We start from the raw sequence: 23817 nt of genomic DNA, 5'->3' as shown, positions 1-23817 counted from the left end.
TATCTAAGAAAATCTAACTTACCATTTAATAATCGCACTTCCCCAAGTAAAACCACTTCCGAAAGCTGCCAATACCACAGTATCTCCAGATTTAATTTTTCCGTTCTCCCAAGCTTCTGTCAAAGCAATCGGAATAGAGGCTGCGGTTGTATTTCCGTATTTCTGAATATTGTTATACACCTGATCATCAGATAATTTGAATTTATTCTGAATGAACTGCGAAATCCTCAAATTCGCCTGATGCGGAATCAACATATCAATATCCGAAACCTGCAAACCATTTGCTTCCAAACCTTCATTAATAACCTCAGCAAAACGCACTACTGCATTTTTAAATACAAACTGACCGTTCATATACGGATAATAACTTTCGTCATTCGGGTCATTATCAGCCAAAATATCCGTTACCCAACGCGCTCCCATTCCTGGTGCCTGCAAAGCCAACTCTTCGGCATGCTGTCCTTCTGAGTGTAAGTGAGTCGATAAAATTCCTTTTGTCAAATCTTCTTCACGGCTCAAAACAGCCGCTCCTGCTCCATCTCCAAAAATTACCGAAACACCGCGTCCGCGAGTAGTCATGTCTAATCCTGTTGAATGTACTTCTGAACCAATTACCAAAATGTTTTTATACATTCCGGTTTTAATATATTGGTCTGCAACCGAAATTCCATAAATAAAACCAGAACATTGATTTCTAACATCAAGTGCTCCAACGGTTCTTAATCCTAAATCACGCTGCACCAAAACTCCCGGTCCTGGAAAATAGTAATCTGGGCTTAAAGTAGCAAAAACTACAAAATCGATATCTTCTTTGGCTATGCCAGAACGTTCAATTGCTATTTTAGCGGCTTTCACTCCCATAGAAGTTGTCGTGTCTTCTCCCCTAATAATATGTCTTCTTTCCTGAATACCAGTTCTCTCCTGAATCCACTCATCATTGGTATCAATAATCTTAGACAAATCATCGTTTGTCACAACATTTGAAGGAACATAATATCCTAAGCCCGCTATTTTTGAATGATACATATTCTTTTTATTATTTGTTAAAAAATTGAACTACAAATTTACTTATACTTTAAAATATAAGCATGCAAAATAGTACTTTTTTCATAATTAACAATTTAATAATTTTTTAAAAATATTTTATCGCATTTTTTAGTTTAAAGATAAAAGAACTTGTCATTCAAAATTTATAAAAAAAGCCACAAACGAGAATGTTTATGGCTTTTGTTTTTTATAAAAATTTCAGTTTCAGGAAAACATTTTCATCGGCTGGCAAATCAATTTCACTTTCAAAAAATATCAGTTGCCGTTTATAAACCGATTCTATCAGGAAATGATTTCCTCTAAAATAAGTCCTTCGAATTTTTACAGGAAGATTCGACTCTGAAGTCATTTTTAATTGATGCGGATAGACCAACGTTTTATGGCTTTCATCTTCATAAGAAAGCAGTAAATGCGTTGCAATTTCGTTTACTTCTCCAAAAAGTGATGCTACATAACGGCTTTCTGGATCTTCATAAATTTTTATTGGATCGTCTTTTATGATAATTTCTCCATTTCGCATTACAATGGCTTCGTCTGCAAACGACAAAGCATCTGTACTATCATGGGTCGCAATAATACAGGTGATTCCTTTTTGTTTTAAATATCTAAATAAATTTCGGCGTAACGCATTTTTCCTAAAAGCATCAATCTGACTAAAAGGTTCGTCTAACAAAATGACTTCTGGCTCAAGTGCTAAAACACGAACCAAAGCCACGCGCTGTTGTTGTCCTCCACTTAAAAATTTCGCTTTTACATTCGAAAACTGCTCCATTTCGACCATTTCCAGTAATTCCTGAACACGTAGTTTTTTCATGTTCGCAAAACCATTGGATAAAAATTTCCCAACATTTTCAGCTACCGTTTCGAAAGGAGACAAATCAAAATCCTGAGCTAAATATTTCATATAGGGCATCCCTGGAATCAAATTGTATTTTGGTCCCAAAACAGGTTTTTCTTCGTAAAATATTTCACCTTCATCTAAGTCATACAAACCATAGATAAGTTTCAGCAGCGTACTTTTTCCGCAGCCGCTTTCGCCAATAATAGCAATATTCTGACCTTTTTCTATTGTAAAATTTAAGTTTTTAATAACGGGTTTATCCGTGTATGAAAAAGAGATATTTTTAATGTCAAGCATGGGTTGTAATTGAGAGTCCAAATTTACAATGTTTAATTTCTAAAGTCAAAAAAAAGCTGCTTCAATTACGAAACAGCTTTCTTAAAATTATATTGTGCTAAAAATTATTTTCCAGCCTCAACTTTTGCATCGTTAACCATTTTGTCATTTGCAGTAATAGCAAACTCTACACGACGGTTTTGAGATCTTCCTTCTGGAGTATCATTTGTCGCAATTGGATCAGCAATTCCTAAACCTGAAGTTTTGAAACGCCCACTATTAATTCCTTTAGAAATTAAATATGATTTTACCGAAGCCGCTCTCTGACCAGAAAGAGTCAAATTGTATTCTGGTTTTCCAGTATTATCTGTGTATCCAAAAATTTCGATATTCGTATCTGCATATTCATTGAATACCGGAACCAATTTATCCAGATTCGTTTTTGCAGCACTTGTCAAAGTAGATTTGTTAGTATCAAAACGAACTGCATTTTCGTTAAGTGTCAGGTGAATTCCTTCTCCTACTCTTTCTACATCAGCACCAGGTAAAGCCTGATCGATTTCACGGGCTTGTTTATCCATTTTATTACCGATAAGTGCACCAGTTCCACCACCTACAGCAGCTCCAATGGCAGCTCCTAAAGCAGCATTACCACCTTTACCTAAATTATTACCTAAAATACCTCCAATAAGACCTCCGGCAACTACACCAATTCCAGCACCTTTTTGAGTATTATTTGCATTTTTTACTGAATCGCAACTTACAAAAAGGCTACTTAATGCCAATAATCCGCTCAATCCTAAAACTACTATCTTTTTCATATTTATTCTTTTTTATATTAATTAGCTCTTTGAAATTGGTAAACCACCTCTTTTGATTGTGATCCTACAGTAATATTGTCTATTAACTGAAAAGAGCTTTCAGTTACACCTGCAACTTTTAATAAATAACCGTCTCTAACTTTTTTAGCTTTTACACCAGCGTCAAGAATTTTCAATACAAAAAGTCCCTGGTTGTTGATGCTCCAGACGATTGGAGAACTAAAAGAAGTACAGCTAGGAGAAGTCAGAGCCATGCTACCTTTATTATTGTTTGAAATAAAATTCCAAGTACTACCAATAAAACATTTTGAATCAGCCAGATCAAATGAATTTACCTTGATATAATCAGAGCCCGGATAAGAAACATTCGTAAGAACCCAATTTCCTTTAAGCGCTACCTGAGTAGATTTATCAAGTTTTGTCGAAAGAGTTGTAGCTTCAGTTGAAGCTGTTGACGAAGCAGATTTACACGCAAAAAACATCGTGGCTATCATGCACAAGAAGATAATTTTCTTCATTTTATACAATTTTTAAGTTAATACTTACAATATTTTTACAATTATCGTACCACAAAGATACAACTCATAAAAATATTATCTTTTTAAAAACTTAATTATTTTCTTTCAGAATTCCCATACCGACATTTTGTCATTTTTTCTTTAAATGGTATTCTATTTGACAGAAAGTTATCATCACATTAAACTAAAATTATAAAAATATGACAACAGGTAAAATTAATGTTTCAGTAGAAAACATCTTTCCCTTAATCAAAAAGTTCTTGTACAGCGATCACGAAATCTTTTTGCGTGAGTTGGTTTCAAACGGTACCGATGCTACTTTAAAATTAAAACACCTTATTAGCATTGGCGAAGCTAAAGTTGAATACGGAAATCCTATTATCGAAATCAAAGTTGATAAAGAGGGTAAAAAAATCCACATCATTGACCAGGGTTTGGGTATGACTGCTGACGAGGTTGAAAAATACATCAACCAGGTTGCTTTTTCCGGAGCTGAAGAATTCTTAGACAAATACAAAGATTCTGCTAAAGATTCTGGAATTATTGGTCATTTTGGTCTTGGTTTCTATTCGGCATTTATGGTTGCTGAGAAAGTAGAAATCATTACAAAATCATACAAAGACGAGCCAGCAGCACACTGGACTTGCGACGGAAGTCCTGAGTTTACTTTAGAGCCGGCTGACAAAACTTCACGTGGTACAGAAATCATTTTGCATGTTGCTGAAGATTCTTTAGAATTTTTAGAAGATTCTAAAATCAGCGGATTATTGAATAAGTATAATAAGTTTATGCCTATTCCAATTAAATTCGGAACAAGAACAGAAACACTTCCTAAGCCAGAAGATGCTCCTGAAGATTACATCAACGAAACGGTTGAAACGGATAACATCATCAATAATCCAAATCCGGCCTGGACTAAACAGCCAACTGAATTAGCTGATGAAGATTACAAAAATTTCTACAGAGAATTGTATCCAATGCAGTTCGAAGAGCCTTTGTTTAATATTCATTTGAATGTTGATTATCCATTCAACTTAACTGGAATTTTATATTTCCCTAAATTAGGTTCTGATTTACAAATTCAAAAAGATAAAATTCAATTGTACCAAAATCAGGTTTATGTTACCGATAACGTAGAAGGAATTGTACCTGAATTTTTGACAATGTTAAAAGGAGTTATCGATTCACCAGACATTCCATTGAACGTTTCCCGTTCTGGATTACAAGCAGATGGAGCGGTTAAGAAAATCTCGAACTATATCACACGTAAAGTTGCTGATAAACTGAAAGCTTTATTCAACGAAAACCGTGCTGATTTTGAAGCAAAATGGAACGACATTAAAATCGTTTTAGAGTACGGAATGCTTTCTGAAGATAAATTCTACGAAAAAGCGGGTGCATTTGTTCTATATCCAACGGTTGATGACAAATATTTTACTTTAGAAGAATTAAAAGAAAATCTAAAAGAAAACCAAACGGACAAAGACGGCAAATTGGTTGTGCTGTATGCAGGAAACAAAGAAGCGCAACACTCGTATATTGAAACTGCAAAAGCAAAAGGATACGAAGTATTGCTTTTAGATTCTCCGATTATCTCACACTTAATTCAAAAAATTGAAGGTGATAATAAAGACGTAACTTTTGTACGTGTCGATTCTGACCACATTGATAATTTAATCAAAAAAGACGAAAATACCATTTCGAAATTATCTGATGAAGAAAAAGAAACTTTAAAAACTTCTTTAGAAGCTTATATTCCAAAAGCATATTCTGTACAATTAGAAGCTATGGATAGTCAGGCAGCTCCGTTTATCATCACGCAACCAGAATTTATGCGTAGAATGAAAGAAATGAGTCAATCTGGTGGTGGCGGAATGTTCGGAATGGGAAATATGCCGGAAATGTACAATTTGGTTGTAAACACCAACTCAGATTTGGCTACAAACATTTTGAATACCGAAGATAAAACACATCAGGAACACTTGGTAAAACAAGCTTTGGACTTAGCAAAATTATCGCAAAACCTATTAAAAGGGGAAGCTTTGACTGCTTTTGTAAAAAGAAGTTTCGAAATGATTAAATAAGAAATTAACAAATTTCACGTTATAAAATCCTGTAGGCTCGCTTACAGGATTTTTTTATTATAATTCATTTTTTTTATTATTTTTGACTACCCAATAATCTAACCTTAAACTAAAACCATTATGAAAAAAACTGCTTTTTTACTTTTAACAATCTGTGCAACAGCCGTTACTTATGTTTCCTGTTCAAAAGGAGATGAAATTGTAAATCAAACCGATACATCTGCTATTGGTGCTTCAGTAACTTTTGATGCTACCACCGAAATGGATGTTAAAACCGGGATTCTGGTTACCTCAAATACATCAACTCTAAAATCTTCTGAAAGTACTCCGGGGATTTGCGCCACTATTACAGTCGAAAAACCAACTGCCGAAGCGTATCCAAAAATCTTTACCGTAGATTTCGGGACTGCTGGCTGCAAAGACAATGATATTACAAGAAAAGGGAAATTAAAAATTACACTTACCGGACCTATAACAACTACGGGAAGCAAAATGACTATCCAGAGAATTGATTATTCCATTAATGATATAAAACTAGAAGGAACAATTATTTATACCAACGCAACAACGGAAGAAACAGTTCCTAAATGGACCAGAAAAATTGAAAATGGTAAATTTACAGGCCTTGACGGAAGAGTCTATACCAGCACCGGTTCTCACACCGTAAAACAAACCGAAGGCTTTGCAACACTTGCCCTTGCAGATAATGTTTATGAAATGACCGAAGGAAGCCATGTTGTTACTACCGACAGAGGAGCCTCATTGACACTTACAGTTCAGGAAAATTTAGTAAAAAAATATTCATGTGAATTTATTTCGAAAGGAAAACTAAAAATCGAAGGCGGTGCCCTAAATGGCGTTATTGATTATGGCAATAACGAATGTGATTCAAAATACACTTATACACACGAAAGTGGTGCAACATACGCACTGGGAATGTAAACTTTCTAAAAACTCAAAAATCATCCTCGCTCTAGTAGCGGGGATTTTTTTTATTGAATAATCCAAAGTAAAACAGGCTCTTTAGAGTATTGCAATTTATCATCCAGAACTTTCATAAACATATCCGAAACCGCGGGACAACCCCAGCTGAGAGGTGCGTATTGAGGATAAATTTCTGTATTCGAAACTTTATTCCAGGAATGCAGTACTACTACCCTTTTCTCTGCATTTTGGTTTGTTTTTTCTAATCCGTGCAGCCAGTATTTTATATTAATTCCCCAGGAACTATAATCTCTTTTCCCGATTTTGTATTTGCCTGACGAAGAACAATGACTATCATTTTCATTACTAAACTTCACTTTTTCCAAACTCGTATCATTGGTTTCAAAAACATCACAGCTTCCGTGTGTTACCAGATTTTGTGCCATGATTTTTTTAGTTTTAAAATCATATACAAAAAACCTGTTTTTACCTGAATGCAAACTCAGATCAATCAGAAAATAATAATCCTGATTAAAGTTTTCTTCTCTAGAAAATGCCTTTGCTTCCTGATGGTAAACGGAGTAATTTTTAACTTTAGCAAGAACTTCTTCTTTAGCATCTGTTTCTTTTTTACAACTAAAAAATGTAACGAAAAGCAATAGTACTATCTTCAGGTTTCGCATTTTAAATGAATCGTTAGCGTTAATTTTTATCAGGCAAAATCCTGCCCGTTTTCATTTTTAAAAATAAACAAAAAGTAACTCAAAACTAAGCCTTATCTTTACAGGCTGAATTTTTAAAATTAAAAAAACAAAATGTCTCAAAAAAATATTTTTAAAGGTGTATTTCTGGTAGGATTGGGAGCCACAAGTTACGGAATGCTGGCTACTTTTGTAAAAATGGCCTACGACGAAGGTTTCACCACTGCCGAAGTTACCTCATCACAATTTATACTAGGAATTTTAGGAATCTTATTAATCAATGCTTTTCAGAAAGCAAAACACAAAAGCAATGTGGTAAAAGCTACTCCAAAAAATATTTTTCATTTAATGTTAGCTGGAACTTCCTTAGGAATGACGAGTTTGTTTTATTATCTCGCTGTAAAATACATTCCGGTTTCAATAGGAATTGTTTTATTGATGCAAACTGTTTGGATGGGGGTTTTACTGGAAATGATTTTAGAAAAAAAACTCCCCTCAAAACAAAAAGTAATAGCCGTTTTTATTGTCTTGATCGGAACCGTTTTGGCGACAAACATCATCAACAACGACATAAAATTAGACTGGAGAGGAATCGTCTGGGGTATTTTGGCTGCAGCGTCTTTTACTACCACCATGTTTACTGCCAATAGCGTAGCTACAGGAATTTCATCGGCACAAAGAAGTTTGTATATGCTTTTAGGCGGTGCCATAATTGTGTTTTCTTTTGCTTTGGCAACTCAGACTACTCCTTATAATTTTACCATTTTCATGAAATGGGGAATTGTACTTTCGCTTTTCGGAACCATTATTCCACCTATGTTAATGAATGCCGGATTTCCTTTAACCGGGATTGGATTAGGAAGTATTGTTTCGGCATTAGAACTGCCTGTTTCCGTCTTAATGGCTTATATTTTATTGAATGAAAAAGTTATTTTTCTACAATGGATTGGGATTATCTGCATCATAATAGCCATCATAATTATGAATATCAATTTCAAAAAAAGAAAGGAACAGTTTTAACACTTAAAAAAAAACTTTCCGAAATGCAAAAACAATCTTTTTTTTCATAAATTCGTAAGAAAATTTCCCGACATGAATTTACCCTGGCACTTATATTTGATGGCATTATTATATATACTTGCTGGATTTAATCATTTTAGGAATCCAAAAATGTACATTAAAATTATTCCATCTTATTTTTCAAACCCCAAATTATTAAATATTTTAAGCGGAGCTGCCGAAATTATACTTGGCATTCTCCTGATGCTTTCTTTTACAACACATTTTGCTGCATGGGGCATTATAGCTTTGTTAATCGCTGTTTTTCCTGCAAACCTATTCATGTATCAAGATAAAAAAGCGAGTTTTGGTTTACCAAAATGGGTCTTATTATTACGCTTGCCTTTGCAACTTTTACTAATTGTATGGGCGTATCAATATACCTTTTAACTATTAACCATTAATTAAAACTATTTATTATGAAAAAATTATTTGCAGAATTTTTTGGAACGTATTGGCTTGTATTTGGAGGCTGCGGAAGTGCTCTTTTTGCCGCAGGAATTCCAGATTTAGGAATTGGTTTTGCTGGTGTTTCATTGGCATTTGGTCTTACTGTACTAACAATGGCTTATGCTGTTGGACACATATCCGGCGGGCATTTTAATCCTGCAGTATCCTTTGGATTATGGGCTGGAGGAAGATTTTCAGCAAAAGAACTCCTGCCTTATATTATTGCGCAATGTGTAGGAGCTGTAGCAGCCGCAGGAACTTTATTTACGATTGCTTCCGGAAAGGCTGGTTTTGTCATCGATAATACGAAAGCCGGAGCCTTTGCATCAAATGGTTTTGGAGCATTTTCTCCCGATGGTTACTCTCTGGAAGCTGCATTTATAGCTGAGTTTGTACTTACCTTATTCTTTTTATTGGTAATTCTGGGGGCTACAGACAAATTTGCAAACGGAAAATTTGCAGGTGTAGCTATTGGATTGGCTTTAACATTAATTCACTTAATCAGTATTCCTATAACTAATACTTCTGTAAACCCTGCCAGATCTTTGTCTCAGGCTATTTTTACCGGAGGAGAACCATTGTCACAAGTTTGGTTATTTTGGGCAGCGCCAATATTAGGTGCTATAGTAGCAGGATTTATTTATAAAAATTTATTGCAAAATCACGCAGAAGCATAATATTTCCTTTGCGATTTAAAATTTAAAGAGAAAATCGAATATATTTATATTCTGGTTTTCTCTTTTTTTTATTTTAAAATTTCTTTCAAACGGAAAATAACTCTGATGTAACTTAAAAAATGATTGTATTATGAATGAAATTGTCTCCTATTTTAGCACGATTCCTTCTTCTCATCGAAGCTTAATATTGGTGGGAGGCATAACTCTTTTCTGGATAATCGAAAATACTTTTCCTTTATTTAGAATGGATTATAAAAAATGGCAGCATGCAGGAATCAACTTTTTCCTGACTTTTACCACAATTATCATCAATTTTGTATTAGCGTTTATTTTAATAAAAACAGCCAGTTGGACAACAGAACATAATTTTGGAATCCTGCAATGGTTACCGGAAATGCCACTTTGGTTATATGCTATCATCGGAATATTATTGCTAGACTTAATAGGCGCATACTTGGCACATTTTGTTCAGCATAAAACCAAAGCTTTGTGGCGATTTCATTTAATTCATCATACGGATACCTGGATTGATACAACTTCCGGAAACAGGCATCATCCAGGAGAAAGTCTTATTCGGTTTATTTTCACAACAGCGGGTGTTATAATGGTTGGCAGCCCAATGTGGATGGTGTTTTTATATCAGACATTATCGGTTGTATCTACTCAATTTACACACGCCAATATTTCTTTACCCCAAAAATTAGATGTTTTTTTAAGCTATTTTATTGTTTCTCCTAATATGCACAAAGTACATCACCATTATGTTCTGCCTTATACAGATAGTAATTATGGAAATATTTTTTCTATTTGGGATCGCCTTTTTGGCACTTTCACCTACTTACCAAAAGACCAAATTATCTATGGAGTGGATACACATATGGCACCTGAAGAAAACAATCAGTTAAAAAATTTATTGAAAATTCCGTTTCAAAAACCGAGATCCGCAAAAAATCATTAAAATCATTAAAAAAAAGACACTTCATCTGACGAACTAATTATTTTTTTTATTAATATTGATACTTAAATTGAAAATCAATCTATTAATCATTAACCCCTATATTGAATTAATTTTCACGTGATGAAAAAGAGTAACCGCAAAGAATTGAATTGGGAGCAAACGGAAAAATTGGTTTCGTTAGCCTTAGAAGAAAGAAATCCGTTTGAAATCATAAAGAAAGAATTTGGATTGGCAGAAAAAGAAGTTCTGGAAATTATGAAAAAGAAAATGCCTCTGGAAAAATTTGAGATGTGGAAAAAGAAGGCAATAGCAAATAAACCTAAGCCAAAACCAGTTAAAATAGATGATTTTGATGAAGATTTGGATGGTAAATATTACATAAAAAACAAACTAGACTAAATGATAAACTCCTGAGATTACAGGAGTTTTTTTTTATTTTCTTTTTTATGTAACAATTCCGGGTTTTGTAAGTCAAATACAACAACTAAACTCTAATAAATGAAAAAAATAGTTTACACACTAGCTCTTGCAGTAACCTTTTGGAGCTGTAAAACAGGTAGCACTTCAGGTGCCGCAAAAAAAAACACTGTTGATGTCAACATTAATCTTACAGATGTAAAAGACGATAAAGTTTTGGTAACCGTTACGGTACCGACAATTAAAACAGACGAAATTACGTATAGCATCCCTAAAACTGTTCCTGGAACTTATTCTACAGACAACTACGGGAAATATTCAGATGATTTTAAGGCCTTTGATGCCAAAGGAAATCCGTTGACAGTAAAAAGAATCGATGACAACTCATGGTCTATTACTGATGCAAAAAAATTACAAAAAATCACTTATTTAGTAGGTGACACTTTTGATACTGAAAAAGGAACCGGATTTGGCAACGATGATGTGTTCTCTCCAGCAGGAACCAACATTAATGCAGGCGTGAACTTTATGGTTAACACACATGGATTTGTGGGTTATTTTAAAGACAAATTAGATGTTCCGTACAGCGTAACCATTACGCATCCTGAAACTCTTTGGGGAGCTACTTCAATGACAGATGAAGATGCAAGTAAAACAAGCGATAAGTTTACAACATCACGTTACGCTATTTTGGTAGAAAACCCAATTATGTATTCTAAACCGGATTACACTACTTTTAATGTAAATGGTATGGACATTCTGATTGCTGTTTATTCTCCTACCGGAAAATTTACTGCTGAAAGTATTACTCCGGAAATGAAAACCATGATGACGGCTCAGAAAAACTTTTTAGGAAAAGTAAATTCGACTAAAAAATACACCGTTTTATTGTACTTATCCAGTATGGCTAAAGATGATGCCCATGGTTTTGGAGCATTAGAACACCCAACTGCTACAACAGTAGTTTTACCAGAATCAATGCCGAAAGAAAAATTGGTAGAATCTATGAAAGATGTAGTTTCACACGAATTCTTCCATATCGTAACACCATTAACTATTCACTCAAAAGAAATTCAGTATTTTGATTACAACGCACCACAAATGTCAGAACATTTATGGATGTACGAAGGAGTTACAGAATATTTTGCAAACCTTTTTCAAATTAACCAGGGTTTAATTGACGAAGCTGAATTTTACACTCGTATTGCAGATAAAATTGAGCAGGCAAAAGGTCTGAATGATACCATGTCATTTACAACCATGAGTAAAAATGTTTTAGAGCAGCCTTACAAAGACCAATATTTGAACGTGTATCAAAAAGGAGCTTTGATCGGAATGTGTATTGATATCATCATCAGAGAAAAAAGCAATGGCGAAAGAGGAATTCTTGACCTAATGCACAAATTAGCTGATGAATATGGTGTTGAAAAACCATTTAACGATAATGAGCTTTTTGCAAAAATCACACAACTTACGTATCCTGAAGTTGGAGAATTCTTAAAAACATACGTTGCGGGAACAACTCCAATTCCTTATGATGTTTATTTAGCAAAAGTTGGTGTTGGAAAAACAACAGAGAAAAAAGCGGGTAACGTATTTATAAAAGGACAAAAACCATACATTGGTATCGATAAGCAAACAAAAGAAATCAATGTAAGACCTGAAGCTGAGGCTAACGATTTTTTCAAAAACCTAAATATCAAAGGTGGCGATATTATCGTATCAGTAAACGACAAAGCCTATTCATTGGATAATATCTATGATTTAATTGGCGAAAGCGAAAACTGGAAAGAAAATGACGCTATTACTGTAAAAATAAAACGTAATGGTACTGAGCAAACCATCAAAGGAACAGTAAAACTTCCTTATGAAGAAGCTGAAACTTTTAAAGCTACTGATGCTTCAAAAGATGCACTTAGAAACGCCTGGCTAAAAGGTTAAAAACTAGCAAAATAGAAGAATCCCAATTTAGAAATAGATTGGGATTTTTTTTTGTAAAATTTAAACCGCTACTTCTCTCCATTTAAACTATTTTCTTTATTTTGCAGCCAAAATCTAAAAACCCAATGAAAAAATCAATTATTGCATTTGCAGCAATTGCGCTATTAGCATCTTGCGACAAAAAAGAATCAGCAGACAGTTTGCATATTACTGGAAACATAAAAGGATTAAAAAACGGAACTTTATATATTCAACATATTGTTGATACATCGCTTGTTGCCATTGATACCATCAAAATTGACGGAAACTCAAGCTTTGAAAGCAACATCGATCTAAAGTCTCCTGAAATGTTATATTTATTTTTAGACAGAGGCGTTACCAATTCATTGGATAATAATATTCTATTTTTTGCTGAACCAGGAACCATCAATATCGAAACGACGCTGGACAACTACTTATCCAGTGCAAAAATCACTGGTTCTAAAAACCATGAATTATATGAAGATTACAAAAAAATAAATGCTCGTTTTACAGATGAAAACCTTTCTATGCTGGAAGCCAAATTCAAAGCAATGAAAAGACAAGATCAAAAAGCGGTTGACAGCATTAACGCTAAACAAGAGTCAAACATCAAAAGAAAATATTTGTTTGCTACCAACTTTGCCTTAAACAATAAAGATCACGAAATTGCCCCTTATATTGCTTTAGCAGAGATTTACGATATCAATGTGAAATTTCTGGATACCATTCAAAAATCGATGCCTCCAAAGGTAGCGCAATCGCTTTACGGAAAGAAATTAACTAAATATGTTGCCGATATCAAAAAGCAAGAACAAAAATAAATTTATAAAAGCATAAAAAAGTCCTGAAAGTTTTCAGGACTTTTTTTATGCTTTAAAATTCCAAAAATTTAAATTCCAAATTCCAATTTTAAAACTGAATCGCAAACTTTGGAATTTGAAACCGAGCAATAGTCAATAGCCGAAGTAATTTTAAAATTTAGGACTTATTAGACAATTAACACCAAATCTCAGCGTTTTTTGTCAGATCCAATTTTCCTTTCCGATTTCTCGCAAAGTAACGAAGTCACAAAGTTTTGGAATTTGGAATTTAAAAAATTGGGATTTATTTATTTGGTGACTTTTACCCGGCAACTAATCCCGCTAAAATGGCAAATACAAAGATAAGTCCATATATAACCAGGATAGAAATCGTAAAAATTCCGAGGAACTTATAGTGTGATTTTAAGTATTCAAAAGAATTAGTCAATGCTTCTGAATCATTGTCTTTAAAAGCAGTTTTGGCATTTGATGCGAACTTAAATAAATAATAAACCGGAAAGAAATAAATCGCTGCGAAAAGAATGTAAAAAACACTTATCATCAATCCGAAAGAACCTCCCATAGCGCCCATTGCGGGTACTGTATTTCCTAATGTAGAGAAAATAGCTCCGGCAAAAATGGCGGCTATTATAAGAAATCCAATACCGACAAAACCTATTATCGATAAAAAGTAAGCCCATTTGGCTGTTTCTTTTAAAAAGTCTTTTGCAGATTGATTGAGCTGCAACTCAAATTTTTCAAAAACTGATGTTTCTTCCATTTTACTGTTTTTTGGTTAAGAAACAAACATAAGAAAATTATTGCAACTACGTTTTTAAATTCCAAACTTTTAAATTCCAAATTCCAATCTTAAAACGGATCAACACTAAATGTTGTGGAAAAACATCAAAATTATATTCGCTAATTATTTTTAACGCAGAGAACGCAAAAAATTTTATCTAAGATTGCTTAGAAAGTTTAGAGTTCGCAAAGCTAAATCAATACAAAGCTTTGCGAACTCTACTTTTTATAAAAACTAAAAGCTAAAAAACTTAGTGTTCTCTGCGTTAAAAAAAACAGATTACAAAATTTGGAATTTGGACCCGAGCAATAGCGAATAGGCGAAGCAATTTTAAAAAATTGGAATTTATTGTGGTGTTAAAACAAAAAAACCATCACTAAAAAAGTGATGGTTTTACGTTGAGCCGGCGGAGGGACTCGAACCCACGACCTGCTGATTACAAATCAGCTGCTCTAGCCAACTGAGCTACGCTGGCGACTCATTACGGGTGCAAAGATAAAATGGTTTTTTGTATTTCCAAAATAAACCTGCCTCTATTTTAATAAAAAAACCACCACTAAAAGTGATGGTTTTATGTTGAGCCGGCGGAGGGACTCGAACCCACGACCTGCTGATTACAAATCAGCTGCTCTAGCCAACTGAGCTACGCTGGCGACTCATTACGGGTGCAAAGATAAGCCTGTTTTTCTTTTTTCCAAAAAAAAATCAAACTTTTTATACTTTTTTTTGACTACAATTCGTTGATTTTAGCAATCAATTGATTTGCAGTTTGTTCCAATTCAACATTTATTTGTTTGAAGTGAGATTTTTTATTTTCAACGTTTTTAGCATTTACTTTAGTAATCAAAGTATCAAAAGCAGCGATAGCTTCATCGATCAAAGCATTCGTTTCTGGAGTAGGATTTCCTGTTGTTGACATTTCGAACAAATAAATTGCTTCAATGATATCTCCTAATACGAAATTGATGTCTTTCTTTAAATTTTTAACGTTTGCCATTTTTATTTTAATTTTAATTTGCGTCTGCAAAAGTACATATAATCTTTATATTAAGCGCTATGAAATGTAAATTTCTAAAATTGAAGCTTTTCCATTCAAAATAAATGAATTAATCTCAGCCGGAACCAAAACCGTATCCCCTTTTTGATACGAATTTTTAAAGCCGTCAAATTCAATTTCGAAACTTCCTTCGATACACATATAAACGGTAAATGATTCTCCGTTTTTAGCAACCTCAATTTTACTTTCTAACGGAATATAATTGGTCGTAAAATAAGGACAGTCAACTACTTCATTCGAAACATTTACTTTCGAATCATATTTCTTTTGGGTATCTACCTTATTATAATTAATCGCATCCAAAGCCAGATCAACATGCAATTCTCTTGTATTTCCCTGAGCATCTTTACGGTCAAAGTCGTACAAACGATACGTAATATCTGATGTTTGCTGAATTTCGGCAACAACTAATCCCGCACCAATAGCGTGAACAGTTCCGGTTTCCAGAAAGAAAACATCTCCCGGTTTTGCTTTTACAGTATCCAGAATATCGACTAAAGTTTTGTCATTTAGATGTTTTACATATTCTTCTTTGCTCGAATTTTCTTTAAAACCAACAATTATTCTGGCATCAGCATCGGCTTGGGTTACAAACCACATTTCGGTTTTTCCGAAAGAGTTGTGACGTTCTTTTGCCAATGCATCATTTGGATGAACTTGTATCGAAAGATCTTCACGGGCATCCAGATATTTAAAAAGCAACGGAAATTGTTTTCCAAATCGTTTGTAAACTGCAGTTCCTAAAATTTCATTTGGCGATTCATCAATAAGTGTTGTCAATGCTGTTCCTTTCAGAGCTCCATTGGCAACGACACTTACATCACCTTCTACCGTTGACAGTTCCCAGCTTTCGCCTGTTATGTTTGAAGTAATTGGTTTATTGAGAATGGTTTTTAGTTTTTCTCCGCCCCAGATTCTTTCTTTCAAAATAGGCTCAAACTGTAATGGGTATAATTTTGGATTCATATAATTATTTTTGGCAAATATCTTTAATTTCTAATTTCTTTAGTGGTACTATTTTTTAGTTTTATAATACTAATTCTTTGATTGTTTCCAAAGCCTTCGGAATGTGTTTAGCGGCATTAAGACTGTCAAAAATCAAAATGACAACACCATTTTTATCAATAATATACGTTACTCTTCCAGGTAAAAGCCCGAAAAGATTGTTACGCACTCCAAAAATGTTTCTCAATTTCTTGTCCGGATCAGACAGCAGAATAAAAGGCAATTGATGTTTATGGGCAAATTTATGATGCGATTTGACACTGTCGCTACTGATTCCGATAACTTCAGCGCCCAAATCTTTAAAATCTTCGTATTGATCCCTAAAACTACAAGCTTCGGTTGTACAACCTGGCGTATCGTCTTTTGGGTAAAAATAAATCACAAGCGGTTTTCTGCCAATAACACTCTGGCTTTCAAACACGTCTCCGTGACTATCTTTTGCGGTAAAATTCGGAACTATATCTCCTATTTTTAATGACATTCTTTACTCTCCTTTATAAGTTACAAAATTGCGTTCGGTTTCATTCAAAACGACTTCTAAATCAAAATCGGGCTGAATTCTTTTTCTAATTTTATTCCATATCACAACGGCAATATTCTCTGCAGTTGGATTCAAATCCTGAAATTCCGGAACATCCAGATTCAGGTTTTTGTGATCAAACGGTATTTCTACTTCTTCGCGTATAATATCCGCTAATACTTTCACATCTAAAACAAAACCAGTTTCGGGGTCAATTTTTCCTGTAACACTAACTGTTAAACCATAATTATGACCATGAAAGTTGGGATTGTTGCATTTTCCAAAAACAGCATCGTTTTTTTCAAATGTCCAATCTTTTCTGTACAATCGATGTGCAGCATTAAAATGTGCTTTTCTTGATATGGTTACTCTCATTTAGGTTGTATGGATAGGTAATTTTAAATTTTATGATCTTCTAAATAATGATCAAATTCATCAAATATAATTTTGAACCAAACGGTATAACTTTCCGGATGATTCTCAATGTCGGTTTTTACATCTTCAATTTTCATCCACTTCCAGTCTTCTACTTCATCACGATTTATAACAGGCTCTTCATTATAATACCCAATCATTACGTGATCCAGTTCATGTTCTGTCAGCCCATTATCAAATGGTGCTTTGTATATAAAATGAAATAATTCTTTCAGTTCGGTTTTAAAACCCATCTCTTCAAACAATCTTCGGCTTCCGGCTTCGATATTGGTTTCCCCTTCACGTTGATGACTACAACATGTATTGGTCCAGAGTAAAGGCGAATGGTATTTTTGATGGGCGCGTTGCTGCAGCATCATCTCATTTTTACTATTTAAAATAAAAACCGAAAAGGCGCGATGCAAAACCGCTTTTTCATGAGCTTCGAGTTTTGGCATTAAGCCAATCTGCTCATCATTTTGATTCACTAATATTACGTTTTCTTCTATCATAGGGCTTATTGTACTAACAAAAATACGAAAAAAGAAATGGCTGGAAAATCTTAGAAAAGATTGTGATAAGTTTAACTTAGACAGAATTTATATAATTATCTCCTATTTAGAACATTACAAAATTTAAATTTACTAAAACACCTTAAAAATAAGATTTAAAAACTACAGCCTCAGATTTATCGTAAATAATAAAAAGTTAAAACATACTTAAAAAAATCTGAATTGTAAACTGCACGACATTTTAGAGCTAACTCTCGTTGTACCTTTGAATTATAAAATTGAAACATTATGAAAATTATAAAAACAACAACACCTTTTTTCAGCCTCTGCTTTTTGATTCCGCTATTTATGTTTCAGGCGTGCGGACAAAACACCAAAAAAGAAAATTACACACCCGTTACTATGGAAAACAAAATAGCAAAACCCGGAAATCCTTATTATTCTAATACCGATACCACAAAATTGAATGTGAGTGACGCTGAATGGAAGAAAGTTCTACCCGAAGATGTTTACGCTGTAATGCGAAATGCCGATACCGAAAGACCTTTTACAGGGAAATACTGGAATACTGATGAAAAAGGAACGTACTATTGCGCTTCCTGCGGCAATCTGCTTTTTAGATCGGGAGCCAAATTTTCAAGCCAATGTGGCTGGCCGAGTTTCTTTGAACAGGAAAACAAAAAAAGTGTCGTTTATAAAAACGATAATTCACACGGAATGGAGAGAATTGAAGCCCTTTGCGGAAGATGCAACGGTCATTTAGGTCATTTATTTGATGACGGTCCTGAACCCACCGGAAAGCGTTATTGCATGAACTCGATTGCCTTAGATTTTATCCCTGACTCTAAATAATTTTATTATGAAAAATATAATTGCCATCTGCCTTTTTGCAGTATCTCTGAATAATTTCGCTCAAGGCGAAAAACCTAAAAAAGCATCAAATCTGGAAACCATTACCCTTGGCGGAGGCTGTTATTGGTGTGTAGAAGCGGTTTACGAAAATCTGAATGGTGTAAAATCTGTAGTTTCAGGATTTGCTGGTGGTCATGTAGCCAACCCTAGTTACGAAGAAGTTTGTACCGGAAAAACCGGTGCAGCCGAGGTGGTTCAGATTACGTTTGATAAAAACGTAACGGACCTTAATGAAATCTTCAAAGTGTTTTTTACAGTTCACGACCCCACTACACTTAACAGACAGGGCGCAGATGTAGGCACACAATACCGTTCTGTTATTTTTTATAAAAATGCCGAACAGAAAAAAGCTGCCGAAAGCATTATTGCTGCTTTGAATAAAGCAAAAGTGTACGACAGCCCGATTGTAACAAAACTAGAAGCTTATAAAGCATTTTACAAAGCCGATGATTACCACCAAAATTATTATGCAAACAACAAAAATCAACCGTATTGCAAAATGGTGATTCAGCCGAAAATAGAAAAATTCGAAAAAGTTTTTAAGGACAAACTGAAAAAGAAATAAAGAGTATTATAATGGGTTAATTGAGGAGACCGTTCATGAAAATGAGCGGTTTTTTTTATGCAAAGTCATTCTTACTTTTTGAGTTTACACAATACTAACGACTACTCCTAAATTTAGGTCTAAAACGTGAAGTTTCACGTCGTCGATGTGAAATTTCACGTCCTTGATGTGAAACTTTACGTCCGTGACATGAAATTTCACGTTCCTGATGTGAAACTTCACGTCCGTGATGTGAAATTTCACGTCGGCGATGTAAACGTTCACGTTCCTGATGTGAAATTTCACGTTCCCGACGCCAAATTTCACGTCCGCGATGTGAAATTTCACGTCCCTGACGTGAAACTTCACGTTTTAGCCAATATTTACAGCGTTATTCAATAGATTCAGACACACGACAAAAATTGGGGTAACCGAATTACATTCATATTTTTTTGTAATTTGGCTATCAGAAACAAATCAAAATCCATCATCAAAAAACTCAAAAAATGAAACACCTTTTTTTACTTTTTGCTTTCCTGATCTGTAGCAATCAAATACATTCTCAGGAAAACTTACCTACTGATTATCTTTCAAAAGAATTCCACAAAGGCAGACGCGAAGCTTTCAGAAACTTAATGCCTTCCAACTCAGTAGCCGTTATTTTCTCTTATCCTGAAAGAGTTTTTTCAAAAGACGTCAATTATAACTTTCACCAAAATCCAGATTTATACTACCTGTCAGGATACAAAGAGCCGGACGCCGTTTTGGTCATTTTTAAAGAATCTCAGGGAAGCGGAGCAGCAGCTTACAACGAAGTTTTTTATGTGAGAGAAAGAAATGCCGCTCATGAAGTCTGGACCGGAAGACGTTTAGGTGTAGAAGGCGCAAAATCGAAATTAGGATTCTCGACCGTTTACAACGGAAAAGACTTTAAAGATGCTGGTATCGATTTCAAAAAATTCAGCCAGGTAATTTACGATGAAATCCCAACAGACATTGGTAACGATAATAGTGGTTTCGATCTTTTTGGTTTGCTTCAGACATTCAAAACAAAAGCAGGCATTACCCAACCCAACGAAGCTTCTATAGGTACATTTACGGATATTACCAATGCGCTTCGCGAAATAAAAACGCCTGAAGAAATGGTTTTAATGCGCAAAACGGTAAAACTTTCCTGCATGGCACACAATGAAGTTATGAAAGCAGTTGGACCCGACATGAGCGAAAATGAAGCGGAAGCAATTCATACCTACATTCATAGAAAACACGGAGCAGAAGACGAAGGCTACCCACCCATTGTAGGTGTTGGTGCTAACGGCTGTATTTTGCATTACGGCGAAAACAACAGCTCTAAAATGGACAATCAATTATTGCTAATGGATGTTGGTTCGGAATACCACGGTTACTCCGCCGATGTTACCAGAACAGTTCCTGCAAACGGAAAATTTACCGAAGAACAAAAGGCAATTTATCAAATAGTATATGATGCTCAGGAAGCTGTTTTTAAATTACTAAAAGAAGGAACTTCACTTAGAACCACCGAAACTGCTGCACAGGAAGTGGTAGCGCAGGGATTACTGAAATTAGGAATCATTAAAGAACTAAAAGAAGCCAGAAAATATTATCCGCATGGCTGTTCGCATTTTCTTGGTTTAGATGTTCACGACAAAGGAAACTACAGAGCACCTCTTAAAGAAAATATGATCATCACGGTTGAGCCTGGTATTTACATTCCGGCAAACAGCAACTGTGATAAAAAATGGTGGAATATTGGCGTTCGTATCGAAGATGATATTTTAATCACTAAAGATTCATACGAAAACTTATCCATTGATTCCCCAAGAACATGGCAGGATGTAGAAAAACTGGCTGCCGAAAAAAGCACTTTCAACGAATTGAAATTCCCGAAAATATAATTTATTTTTAGCCACAGATTAAAAGATTTTTAACCCAAAGTTTGTCATTCCGGAGGAATCCTAGCTAACCTAATTTACTAAACTCAGAGATTCTTTCAGAATGACAAAATTGTGTTGAAATTGAACTTTTTTTAACCCAAAGTTTGTCATTCCGGAGGAATCCCAGCTAACCTAATTTACTAAACTCAGAGATTCTTTCAGAATGACAAAATTGTGCTGAGATTGAACTATTTTTAACCCAAAGTTTGTCATTCCGGAGGAATCCTAGTTAAAGTAATTCACTGAACTCAGAGATTCTTTCAGAATGACAAAATTGTTTGAGATTGATCTTTTTTAAACCCAAAGTTTGTCATTCCGGAGGAATCCTAGCTAACCTAATTTACTAAACTCAGAGATTCTTTCAGAATGACAAACTAAGCGCAAAAAAAATATTCATTTCGTAGTTAATACTCAGGGCGTGCCACCATCCCGACAAGAGGGCAAACTCACTTTGCGCTTATACGCCCTCTTGTCGGGATGCTGTCGGGCTATCCGGGCTACTTCGGTAGCTTCCTCCTATCCCTCACGCGCAAAAAAACATGTCATTATTTTTTCGCCACGAATTCACGAATTATTAAAATAAAATTCGTGAATTGCTTCGCCAGTTCCCTATCGCTCGGGTCGTGGCGATTATTTTATATTGAATTTACTTCAAAGTTTCGGCAATCATCAAAGCACATTTTTCACCATCAATTGCTGCAGAAATAATGCCGCCGGCATAACCCGCTCCTTCGCCGCAAGGATATAAACCTTTTATTTGCAAATGCTCATAAGTCAAAGGATCTCTTGGGATTCTAACTGGCGATGAAGTCCTGCTTTCCGGCGCATGCAAAATGGCTTCATTAGTCAGATAACCACGCATCGATTTACCGAATTCCTGAAAACCTTCTCTAAGAATCTGCGAAAGAAAACCCGGAAAAACCTGTCCCATTTCTACCGAAGTAGTTCCCGGAACATAAGACGTTTTCGGTATATCAGCAGATACTTTATTTTGTGTAAAATCGACCATTCTTTGCGCTGGTACTTTTTGAGTTTCCCCAGCCAAATGCCACGCTTTCTGCTCGATGCTTTTCTGAAATTCCATTCCGGCCAAAGCGCCAAATTTTGCAAAAGGCTTAAAATCTTCCAATTTCAATTCGATTACAATTCCGGAATTTGCCGTAACCTGATCCCGTTTAGATGGCGACCAACCGTTAGTAACCACTTCACCCGGGCTTGTCGCACAAGGCGCAATTACACCACCCGGACACATACAAAACGAGTACATTCCGCGGCCGTTAACCTGTTTTACAATAGAATAGGGTGCTGGCGGTAAATGTTCCCCACGATAATCGCAACTGTACTGAATACTGTCAATCAGAGATTGCGAATGCTCCGCACGAACTCCCAAAGCAAAAGGTTTTGCTTCGATAAATATTTTCTTTTTGTCTAATAATTCAAAAATATCACGAGCCGAATGTCCTGTTGCCAGAATTAATTTATTAGCATGAATCGTATCTCCGTTTTGGGTTACAATTCCGTCCACTTCATTATTTTTTACCAAAATATCGGTTACGCGGGTATCAAACAAAACCTGACCACCAAATTCGATGATTTTGTTTCGAATGTCTTCGATAATTTTCGGCAATTTATTCGTCCCGATGTGCGGATGCGCTTCAATCAAAATATCTTCTGAAGCTCCAAAAGCGACCAAAAGTTCTAAAATTCGGGTTACATCACCACGTTTTTTAGAACGGGTATATAATTTTCCATCCGAATAGGTTCCTGCTCCGCCCTCACCAAAACAATAATTAGAATCTTCGTTGACCAAATGATCTACGTTTATCGCTTTTAAGTCACGACGGCGACCACGAACATCTTTTCCGCGTTCGATTACAATTGGCTTTAAACCTAATTCTATCAATTGCAAAGCGGCGAAAAGCCCAGCCGGACCAGCTCCAACCACAATTACTTCTTTTGCAGAAGAAACATCTTTATATAGAGGTAATTCGATTTTATTTTCCTGAAAAGGCTCTCCCTGCAGAAAAATATTCACTTTCAAATTGATTTTTATCGCTTTCTGACGCGCATCAATGGATCGTTTTAGAATAGAAATGTGCTGAATTTCTTTTGGAGAAACTTTTATCTGTTTAGACAAATAGTCTTTAAGCAACAATTCGTTTGCCGCTATTTCGGGTGTCACTTGGAGTAAAAGTTCTCTAGGCATTGTATATTATTTATCAATTAGCTTTTCTATTTATGAAAAGAACATGCAAAAATAACATTTTGAAGTGACTTTATATAATTTACCGCAAAGTACGCTACGATTTAATTTTGCTTTACGCACAGAAAACACAAAGTTCGCAAAGCTGTGTACTGAACAATTAGACACAATAAAGTGCGTGCCTTCAGAAAAAACTTAAAACCTTCAAATCTTCACTATTAATTTTTAGCCATAGATTATTTGTATTAAGATTTCTTTTAACAACCGTTAGATACACTGCAGTGCATCTCTACAGAAAAACTCAGAAACTCAGCACCTTTTTTTCAAAATAGACTTTGTACCTTTGCTACTCTGAACC

Annotated in this window: 24 protein-coding genes and 2 tRNA genes; 12 read left to right on the top strand and 14 right to left on the bottom strand. The window is 34.9% G+C overall.

Annotation, left to right across the window (positions count from 1 at the left end):
- Positions 1–18: 18 nt before the first annotated feature.
- The 4 genes from GON26_RS09335 to GON26_RS09320 form a co-directional block, all read right to left on the bottom strand.
- Positions 19–1026, bottom strand: coding sequence for a 3-oxoacyl-ACP synthase III family protein (locus GON26_RS09335; RefSeq protein WP_160374538.1), 1008 nt, complete (start codon positions 1024–1026; stop codon positions 19–21).
- Between the two features lie 208 nt (positions 1027–1234).
- Entirely contained in the window at positions 1235–2185 is a 951-nt protein-coding gene (locus GON26_RS09330) for an ABC transporter ATP-binding protein (protein WP_160374537.1), read from the bottom strand.
- Positions 2186–2289: 104 nt separating this feature from the next.
- Positions 2290–2985, bottom strand: coding sequence for an OmpA family protein (locus tag GON26_RS09325; protein ID WP_160374536.1), 696 nt, complete (start codon positions 2983–2985; stop codon positions 2290–2292).
- Positions 2986–3002: 17 nt separating this feature from the next.
- Entirely contained in the window at positions 3003–3503 is a 501-nt protein-coding gene (locus GON26_RS09320; RefSeq protein WP_160374535.1) for a lipocalin family protein, read from the bottom strand.
- Positions 3504–3703: 200 nt separating this feature from the next.
- Here GON26_RS09320 and htpG point away from each other — a divergent pair, with 200 nt between their 5' ends.
- Positions 3704–5587 (top strand): molecular chaperone HtpG, encoded by a 1884-nt coding sequence (gene htpG, locus GON26_RS09315; RefSeq protein WP_160374534.1) that lies wholly within the window; start codon positions 3704–3706, stop codon positions 5585–5587.
- 120 nt (positions 5588–5707) lie between these two features.
- Positions 5708–6529 (top strand): hypothetical protein, encoded by an 822-nt coding sequence (locus GON26_RS09310; protein ID WP_160374533.1) that lies wholly within the window; start codon positions 5708–5710, stop codon positions 6527–6529.
- Between the two features lie 50 nt (positions 6530–6579).
- Here GON26_RS09310 and GON26_RS09305 read toward each other — a convergent pair whose 3' ends face one another.
- Positions 6580–7194 carry a murein L,D-transpeptidase catalytic domain-containing protein gene (locus GON26_RS09305; RefSeq protein WP_160374532.1) on the bottom strand — a complete coding sequence of 205 codons (615 nt, stop codon included), beginning with the start codon at positions 7192–7194 and terminating at the stop codon, positions 6580–6582.
- 132 nt (positions 7195–7326) lie between these two features.
- Here GON26_RS09305 and GON26_RS09300 point away from each other — a divergent pair, with 132 nt between their 5' ends.
- From GON26_RS09300 to GON26_RS09270, 7 genes are all read left to right on the top strand, one after another.
- Positions 7327–8232, top strand: coding sequence for an EamA family transporter (locus GON26_RS09300; RefSeq protein ID WP_160374531.1), 906 nt, complete (start codon positions 7327–7329; stop codon positions 8230–8232).
- 72 nt (positions 8233–8304) lie between these two features.
- Positions 8305–8661: a DoxX family protein gene (locus GON26_RS09295; protein WP_160374530.1), complete on the top strand. Its 357-nt coding sequence runs from the start codon at positions 8305–8307 to the stop codon at positions 8659–8661.
- A gap of 29 nt (positions 8662–8690) precedes the next feature.
- Entirely contained in the window at positions 8691–9398 is a 708-nt protein-coding gene (gene aqpZ / locus GON26_RS09290; protein WP_160374529.1) for an aquaporin Z, read from the top strand.
- A 130-nt stretch (positions 9399–9528) separates the two neighbouring features.
- Entirely contained in the window at positions 9529–10356 is an 828-nt protein-coding gene (locus tag GON26_RS09285; RefSeq protein ID WP_160374528.1) for a sterol desaturase family protein, read from the top strand.
- 120 nt (positions 10357–10476) lie between these two features.
- Entirely contained in the window at positions 10477–10755 is a 279-nt protein-coding gene (locus GON26_RS09280; protein ID WP_026981974.1) for a DUF2805 domain-containing protein, read from the top strand.
- 99 nt (positions 10756–10854) lie between these two features.
- A complete protein-coding gene (locus GON26_RS09275) occupies positions 10855–12714 on the top strand; it encodes a M61 family metallopeptidase (RefSeq protein ID WP_160374527.1) in 1860 nt (619 codons plus the stop codon).
- A gap of 125 nt (positions 12715–12839) precedes the next feature.
- On the top strand, positions 12840–13556 hold the full coding sequence (locus GON26_RS09270; protein WP_160374526.1) for a DUF4369 domain-containing protein: 717 nt from the start codon (positions 12840–12842) through the stop codon (positions 13554–13556).
- A 301-nt stretch (positions 13557–13857) separates the two neighbouring features.
- On the opposite strand, the gene GON26_RS09265 is transcribed toward GON26_RS09270, so the two are convergent.
- The 8 genes from GON26_RS09265 to idi form a co-directional block, all read right to left on the bottom strand.
- On the bottom strand, positions 13858–14316 hold the full coding sequence (locus tag GON26_RS09265) for a DUF5362 family protein (protein WP_160374525.1): 459 nt from the start codon (positions 14314–14316) through the stop codon (positions 13858–13860).
- Positions 14317–14738: 422 nt separating this feature from the next.
- Positions 14739–14812 (bottom strand) — tRNA-Thr (locus tag GON26_RS09260).
- Positions 14813–14916: 104 nt separating this feature from the next.
- Positions 14917–14990 (bottom strand) — tRNA-Thr (locus GON26_RS09255).
- A 77-nt stretch (positions 14991–15067) separates the two neighbouring features.
- Positions 15068–15334 (bottom strand): hypothetical protein, encoded by a 267-nt coding sequence (locus GON26_RS09250; RefSeq protein WP_160374524.1) that lies wholly within the window; start codon positions 15332–15334, stop codon positions 15068–15070.
- A gap of 57 nt (positions 15335–15391) precedes the next feature.
- The gene (locus GON26_RS09245) at positions 15392–16360 is read right to left on the bottom strand and encodes a type I phosphomannose isomerase catalytic subunit (protein ID WP_160374523.1); all 969 of its coding nucleotides are present in this window, start codon (positions 16358–16360) and stop codon (positions 15392–15394) included.
- A gap of 61 nt (positions 16361–16421) precedes the next feature.
- Positions 16422–16880 (bottom strand): peroxiredoxin, encoded by a 459-nt coding sequence (locus tag GON26_RS09240; RefSeq protein WP_160374522.1) that lies wholly within the window; start codon positions 16878–16880, stop codon positions 16422–16424.
- Positions 16881–16883: 3 nt separating this feature from the next.
- On the bottom strand, positions 16884–17294 hold the full coding sequence (locus tag GON26_RS09235) for a 6-pyruvoyl trahydropterin synthase family protein (protein ID WP_160374521.1): 411 nt from the start codon (positions 17292–17294) through the stop codon (positions 16884–16886).
- A gap of 23 nt (positions 17295–17317) precedes the next feature.
- On the bottom strand, positions 17318–17845 hold the full coding sequence (gene idi / locus GON26_RS09230; protein WP_160374520.1) for an isopentenyl-diphosphate Delta-isomerase: 528 nt from the start codon (positions 17843–17845) through the stop codon (positions 17318–17320).
- Positions 17846–18133: 288 nt separating this feature from the next.
- On the opposite strand from idi, the gene msrB reads away from it, so the two are divergent.
- The 3 genes from msrB (at position 18134) to GON26_RS09215 (ending at position 21217) form a co-directional block, all read left to right on the top strand.
- Positions 18134–18697, top strand: coding sequence for a peptide-methionine (R)-S-oxide reductase MsrB (gene msrB, locus GON26_RS09225; RefSeq protein ID WP_230407913.1), 564 nt, complete (start codon positions 18134–18136; stop codon positions 18695–18697).
- 7 nt (positions 18698–18704) lie between these two features.
- On the top strand, positions 18705–19322 hold the full coding sequence (gene msrA, locus GON26_RS09220; protein WP_160374519.1) for a peptide-methionine (S)-S-oxide reductase MsrA: 618 nt from the start codon (positions 18705–18707) through the stop codon (positions 19320–19322).
- A gap of 485 nt (positions 19323–19807) precedes the next feature.
- Positions 19808–21217, top strand: a complete 1410-nt coding sequence (locus GON26_RS09215) for an aminopeptidase P N-terminal domain-containing protein (RefSeq protein WP_160374518.1) — start codon at positions 19808–19810, stop codon at positions 21215–21217.
- A gap of 685 nt (positions 21218–21902) precedes the next feature.
- On the opposite strand, the gene GON26_RS09210 is transcribed toward GON26_RS09215, so the two are convergent.
- The gene (locus GON26_RS09210; protein WP_160374517.1) at positions 21903–23462 is read right to left on the bottom strand and encodes an NAD(P)/FAD-dependent oxidoreductase; all 1560 of its coding nucleotides are present in this window, start codon (positions 23460–23462) and stop codon (positions 21903–21905) included.
- Between the last annotated feature and the right edge of the window lie 355 nt (positions 23463–23817).

Origin of the sequence: Flavobacterium hydrocarbonoxydans (assembly GCF_009789235.1) — a bacterium.
In the GTDB taxonomy this organism is placed as follows: domain Bacteria; phylum Bacteroidota; class Bacteroidia; order Flavobacteriales; family Flavobacteriaceae; genus Flavobacterium; species Flavobacterium hydrocarbonoxydans.
This window is presented reverse-complemented; position numbering and strand designations above follow the sequence as displayed.

Bases quoted from the DNA above. Each gene is read 5' to 3' on its own strand.
- GON26_RS09240 (WP_160374522.1), bottom strand. From the start codon at position 16,880: ATGTCATTAAAAATAGGAGATATAGTTCCGAATTTTACCGCAAAAGAT.
- htpG (WP_160374534.1), top strand. From the start codon at position 3,704: ATGACAACAGGTAAAATTAATGTTTCAGTAGAAAACATCTTTCCCTTA.
- GON26_RS09215 (WP_160374518.1), top strand. From the start codon at position 19,808: ATGAAACACCTTTTTTTACTTTTTGCTTTCCTGATCTGTAGCAATCAA.
- GON26_RS09300 (WP_160374531.1), top strand. From the start codon at position 7,327: ATGTCTCAAAAAAATATTTTTAAAGGTGTATTTCTGGTAGGATTGGGA.
- GON26_RS09285 (WP_160374528.1), top strand. From the start codon at position 9,529: ATGAATGAAATTGTCTCCTATTTTAGCACGATTCCTTCTTCTCATCGA.
- GON26_RS09270 (WP_160374526.1), top strand. From the start codon at position 12,840: ATGAAAAAATCAATTATTGCATTTGCAGCAATTGCGCTATTAGCATCT.
- GON26_RS09250 (WP_160374524.1), bottom strand. From the start codon at position 15,334: ATGGCAAACGTTAAAAATTTAAAGAAAGACATCAATTTCGTATTAGGA.
- GON26_RS09310 (WP_160374533.1), top strand. From the start codon at position 5,708: ATGAAAAAAACTGCTTTTTTACTTTTAACAATCTGTGCAACAGCCGTT.
- msrA (WP_160374519.1), top strand. From the start codon at position 18,705: ATGAAAAATATAATTGCCATCTGCCTTTTTGCAGTATCTCTGAATAAT.
- GON26_RS09305 (WP_160374532.1), bottom strand. From the start codon at position 7,194: ATGCGAAACCTGAAGATAGTACTATTGCTTTTCGTTACATTTTTTAGT.
- GON26_RS09330 (WP_160374537.1), bottom strand. From the start codon at position 2,185: ATGCTTGACATTAAAAATATCTCTTTTTCATACACGGATAAACCCGTT.
- aqpZ (WP_160374529.1), top strand. From the start codon at position 8,691: ATGAAAAAATTATTTGCAGAATTTTTTGGAACGTATTGGCTTGTATTT.
- idi (WP_160374520.1), bottom strand. From the start codon at position 17,845: ATGATAGAAGAAAACGTAATATTAGTGAATCAAAATGATGAGCAGATT.
- GON26_RS09275 (WP_160374527.1), top strand. From the start codon at position 10,855: ATGAAAAAAATAGTTTACACACTAGCTCTTGCAGTAACCTTTTGGAGC.
- GON26_RS09325 (WP_160374536.1), bottom strand. From the start codon at position 2,985: ATGAAAAAGATAGTAGTTTTAGGATTGAGCGGATTATTGGCATTAAGT.
- GON26_RS09280 (WP_026981974.1), top strand. From the start codon at position 10,477: ATGAAAAAGAGTAACCGCAAAGAATTGAATTGGGAGCAAACGGAAAAA.
- GON26_RS09265 (WP_160374525.1), bottom strand. From the start codon at position 14,316: ATGGAAGAAACATCAGTTTTTGAAAAATTTGAGTTGCAGCTCAATCAA.
- GON26_RS09295 (WP_160374530.1), top strand. From the start codon at position 8,305: ATGAATTTACCCTGGCACTTATATTTGATGGCATTATTATATATACTT.
- GON26_RS09320 (WP_160374535.1), bottom strand. From the start codon at position 3,503: ATGAAGAAAATTATCTTCTTGTGCATGATAGCCACGATGTTTTTTGCG.
- msrB (WP_230407913.1), top strand. From the start codon at position 18,134: ATGAAAATTATAAAAACAACAACACCTTTTTTCAGCCTCTGCTTTTTG.
- GON26_RS09245 (WP_160374523.1), bottom strand. From the start codon at position 16,360: ATGAATCCAAAATTATACCCATTACAGTTTGAGCCTATTTTGAAAGAA.
- GON26_RS09235 (WP_160374521.1), bottom strand. From the start codon at position 17,294: ATGAGAGTAACCATATCAAGAAAAGCACATTTTAATGCTGCACATCGA.
- GON26_RS09210 (WP_160374517.1), bottom strand. From the start codon at position 23,462: ATGCCTAGAGAACTTTTACTCCAAGTGACACCCGAAATAGCGGCAAAC.
- GON26_RS09335 (WP_160374538.1), bottom strand. From the start codon at position 1,026: ATGTATCATTCAAAAATAGCGGGCTTAGGATATTATGTTCCTTCAAAT.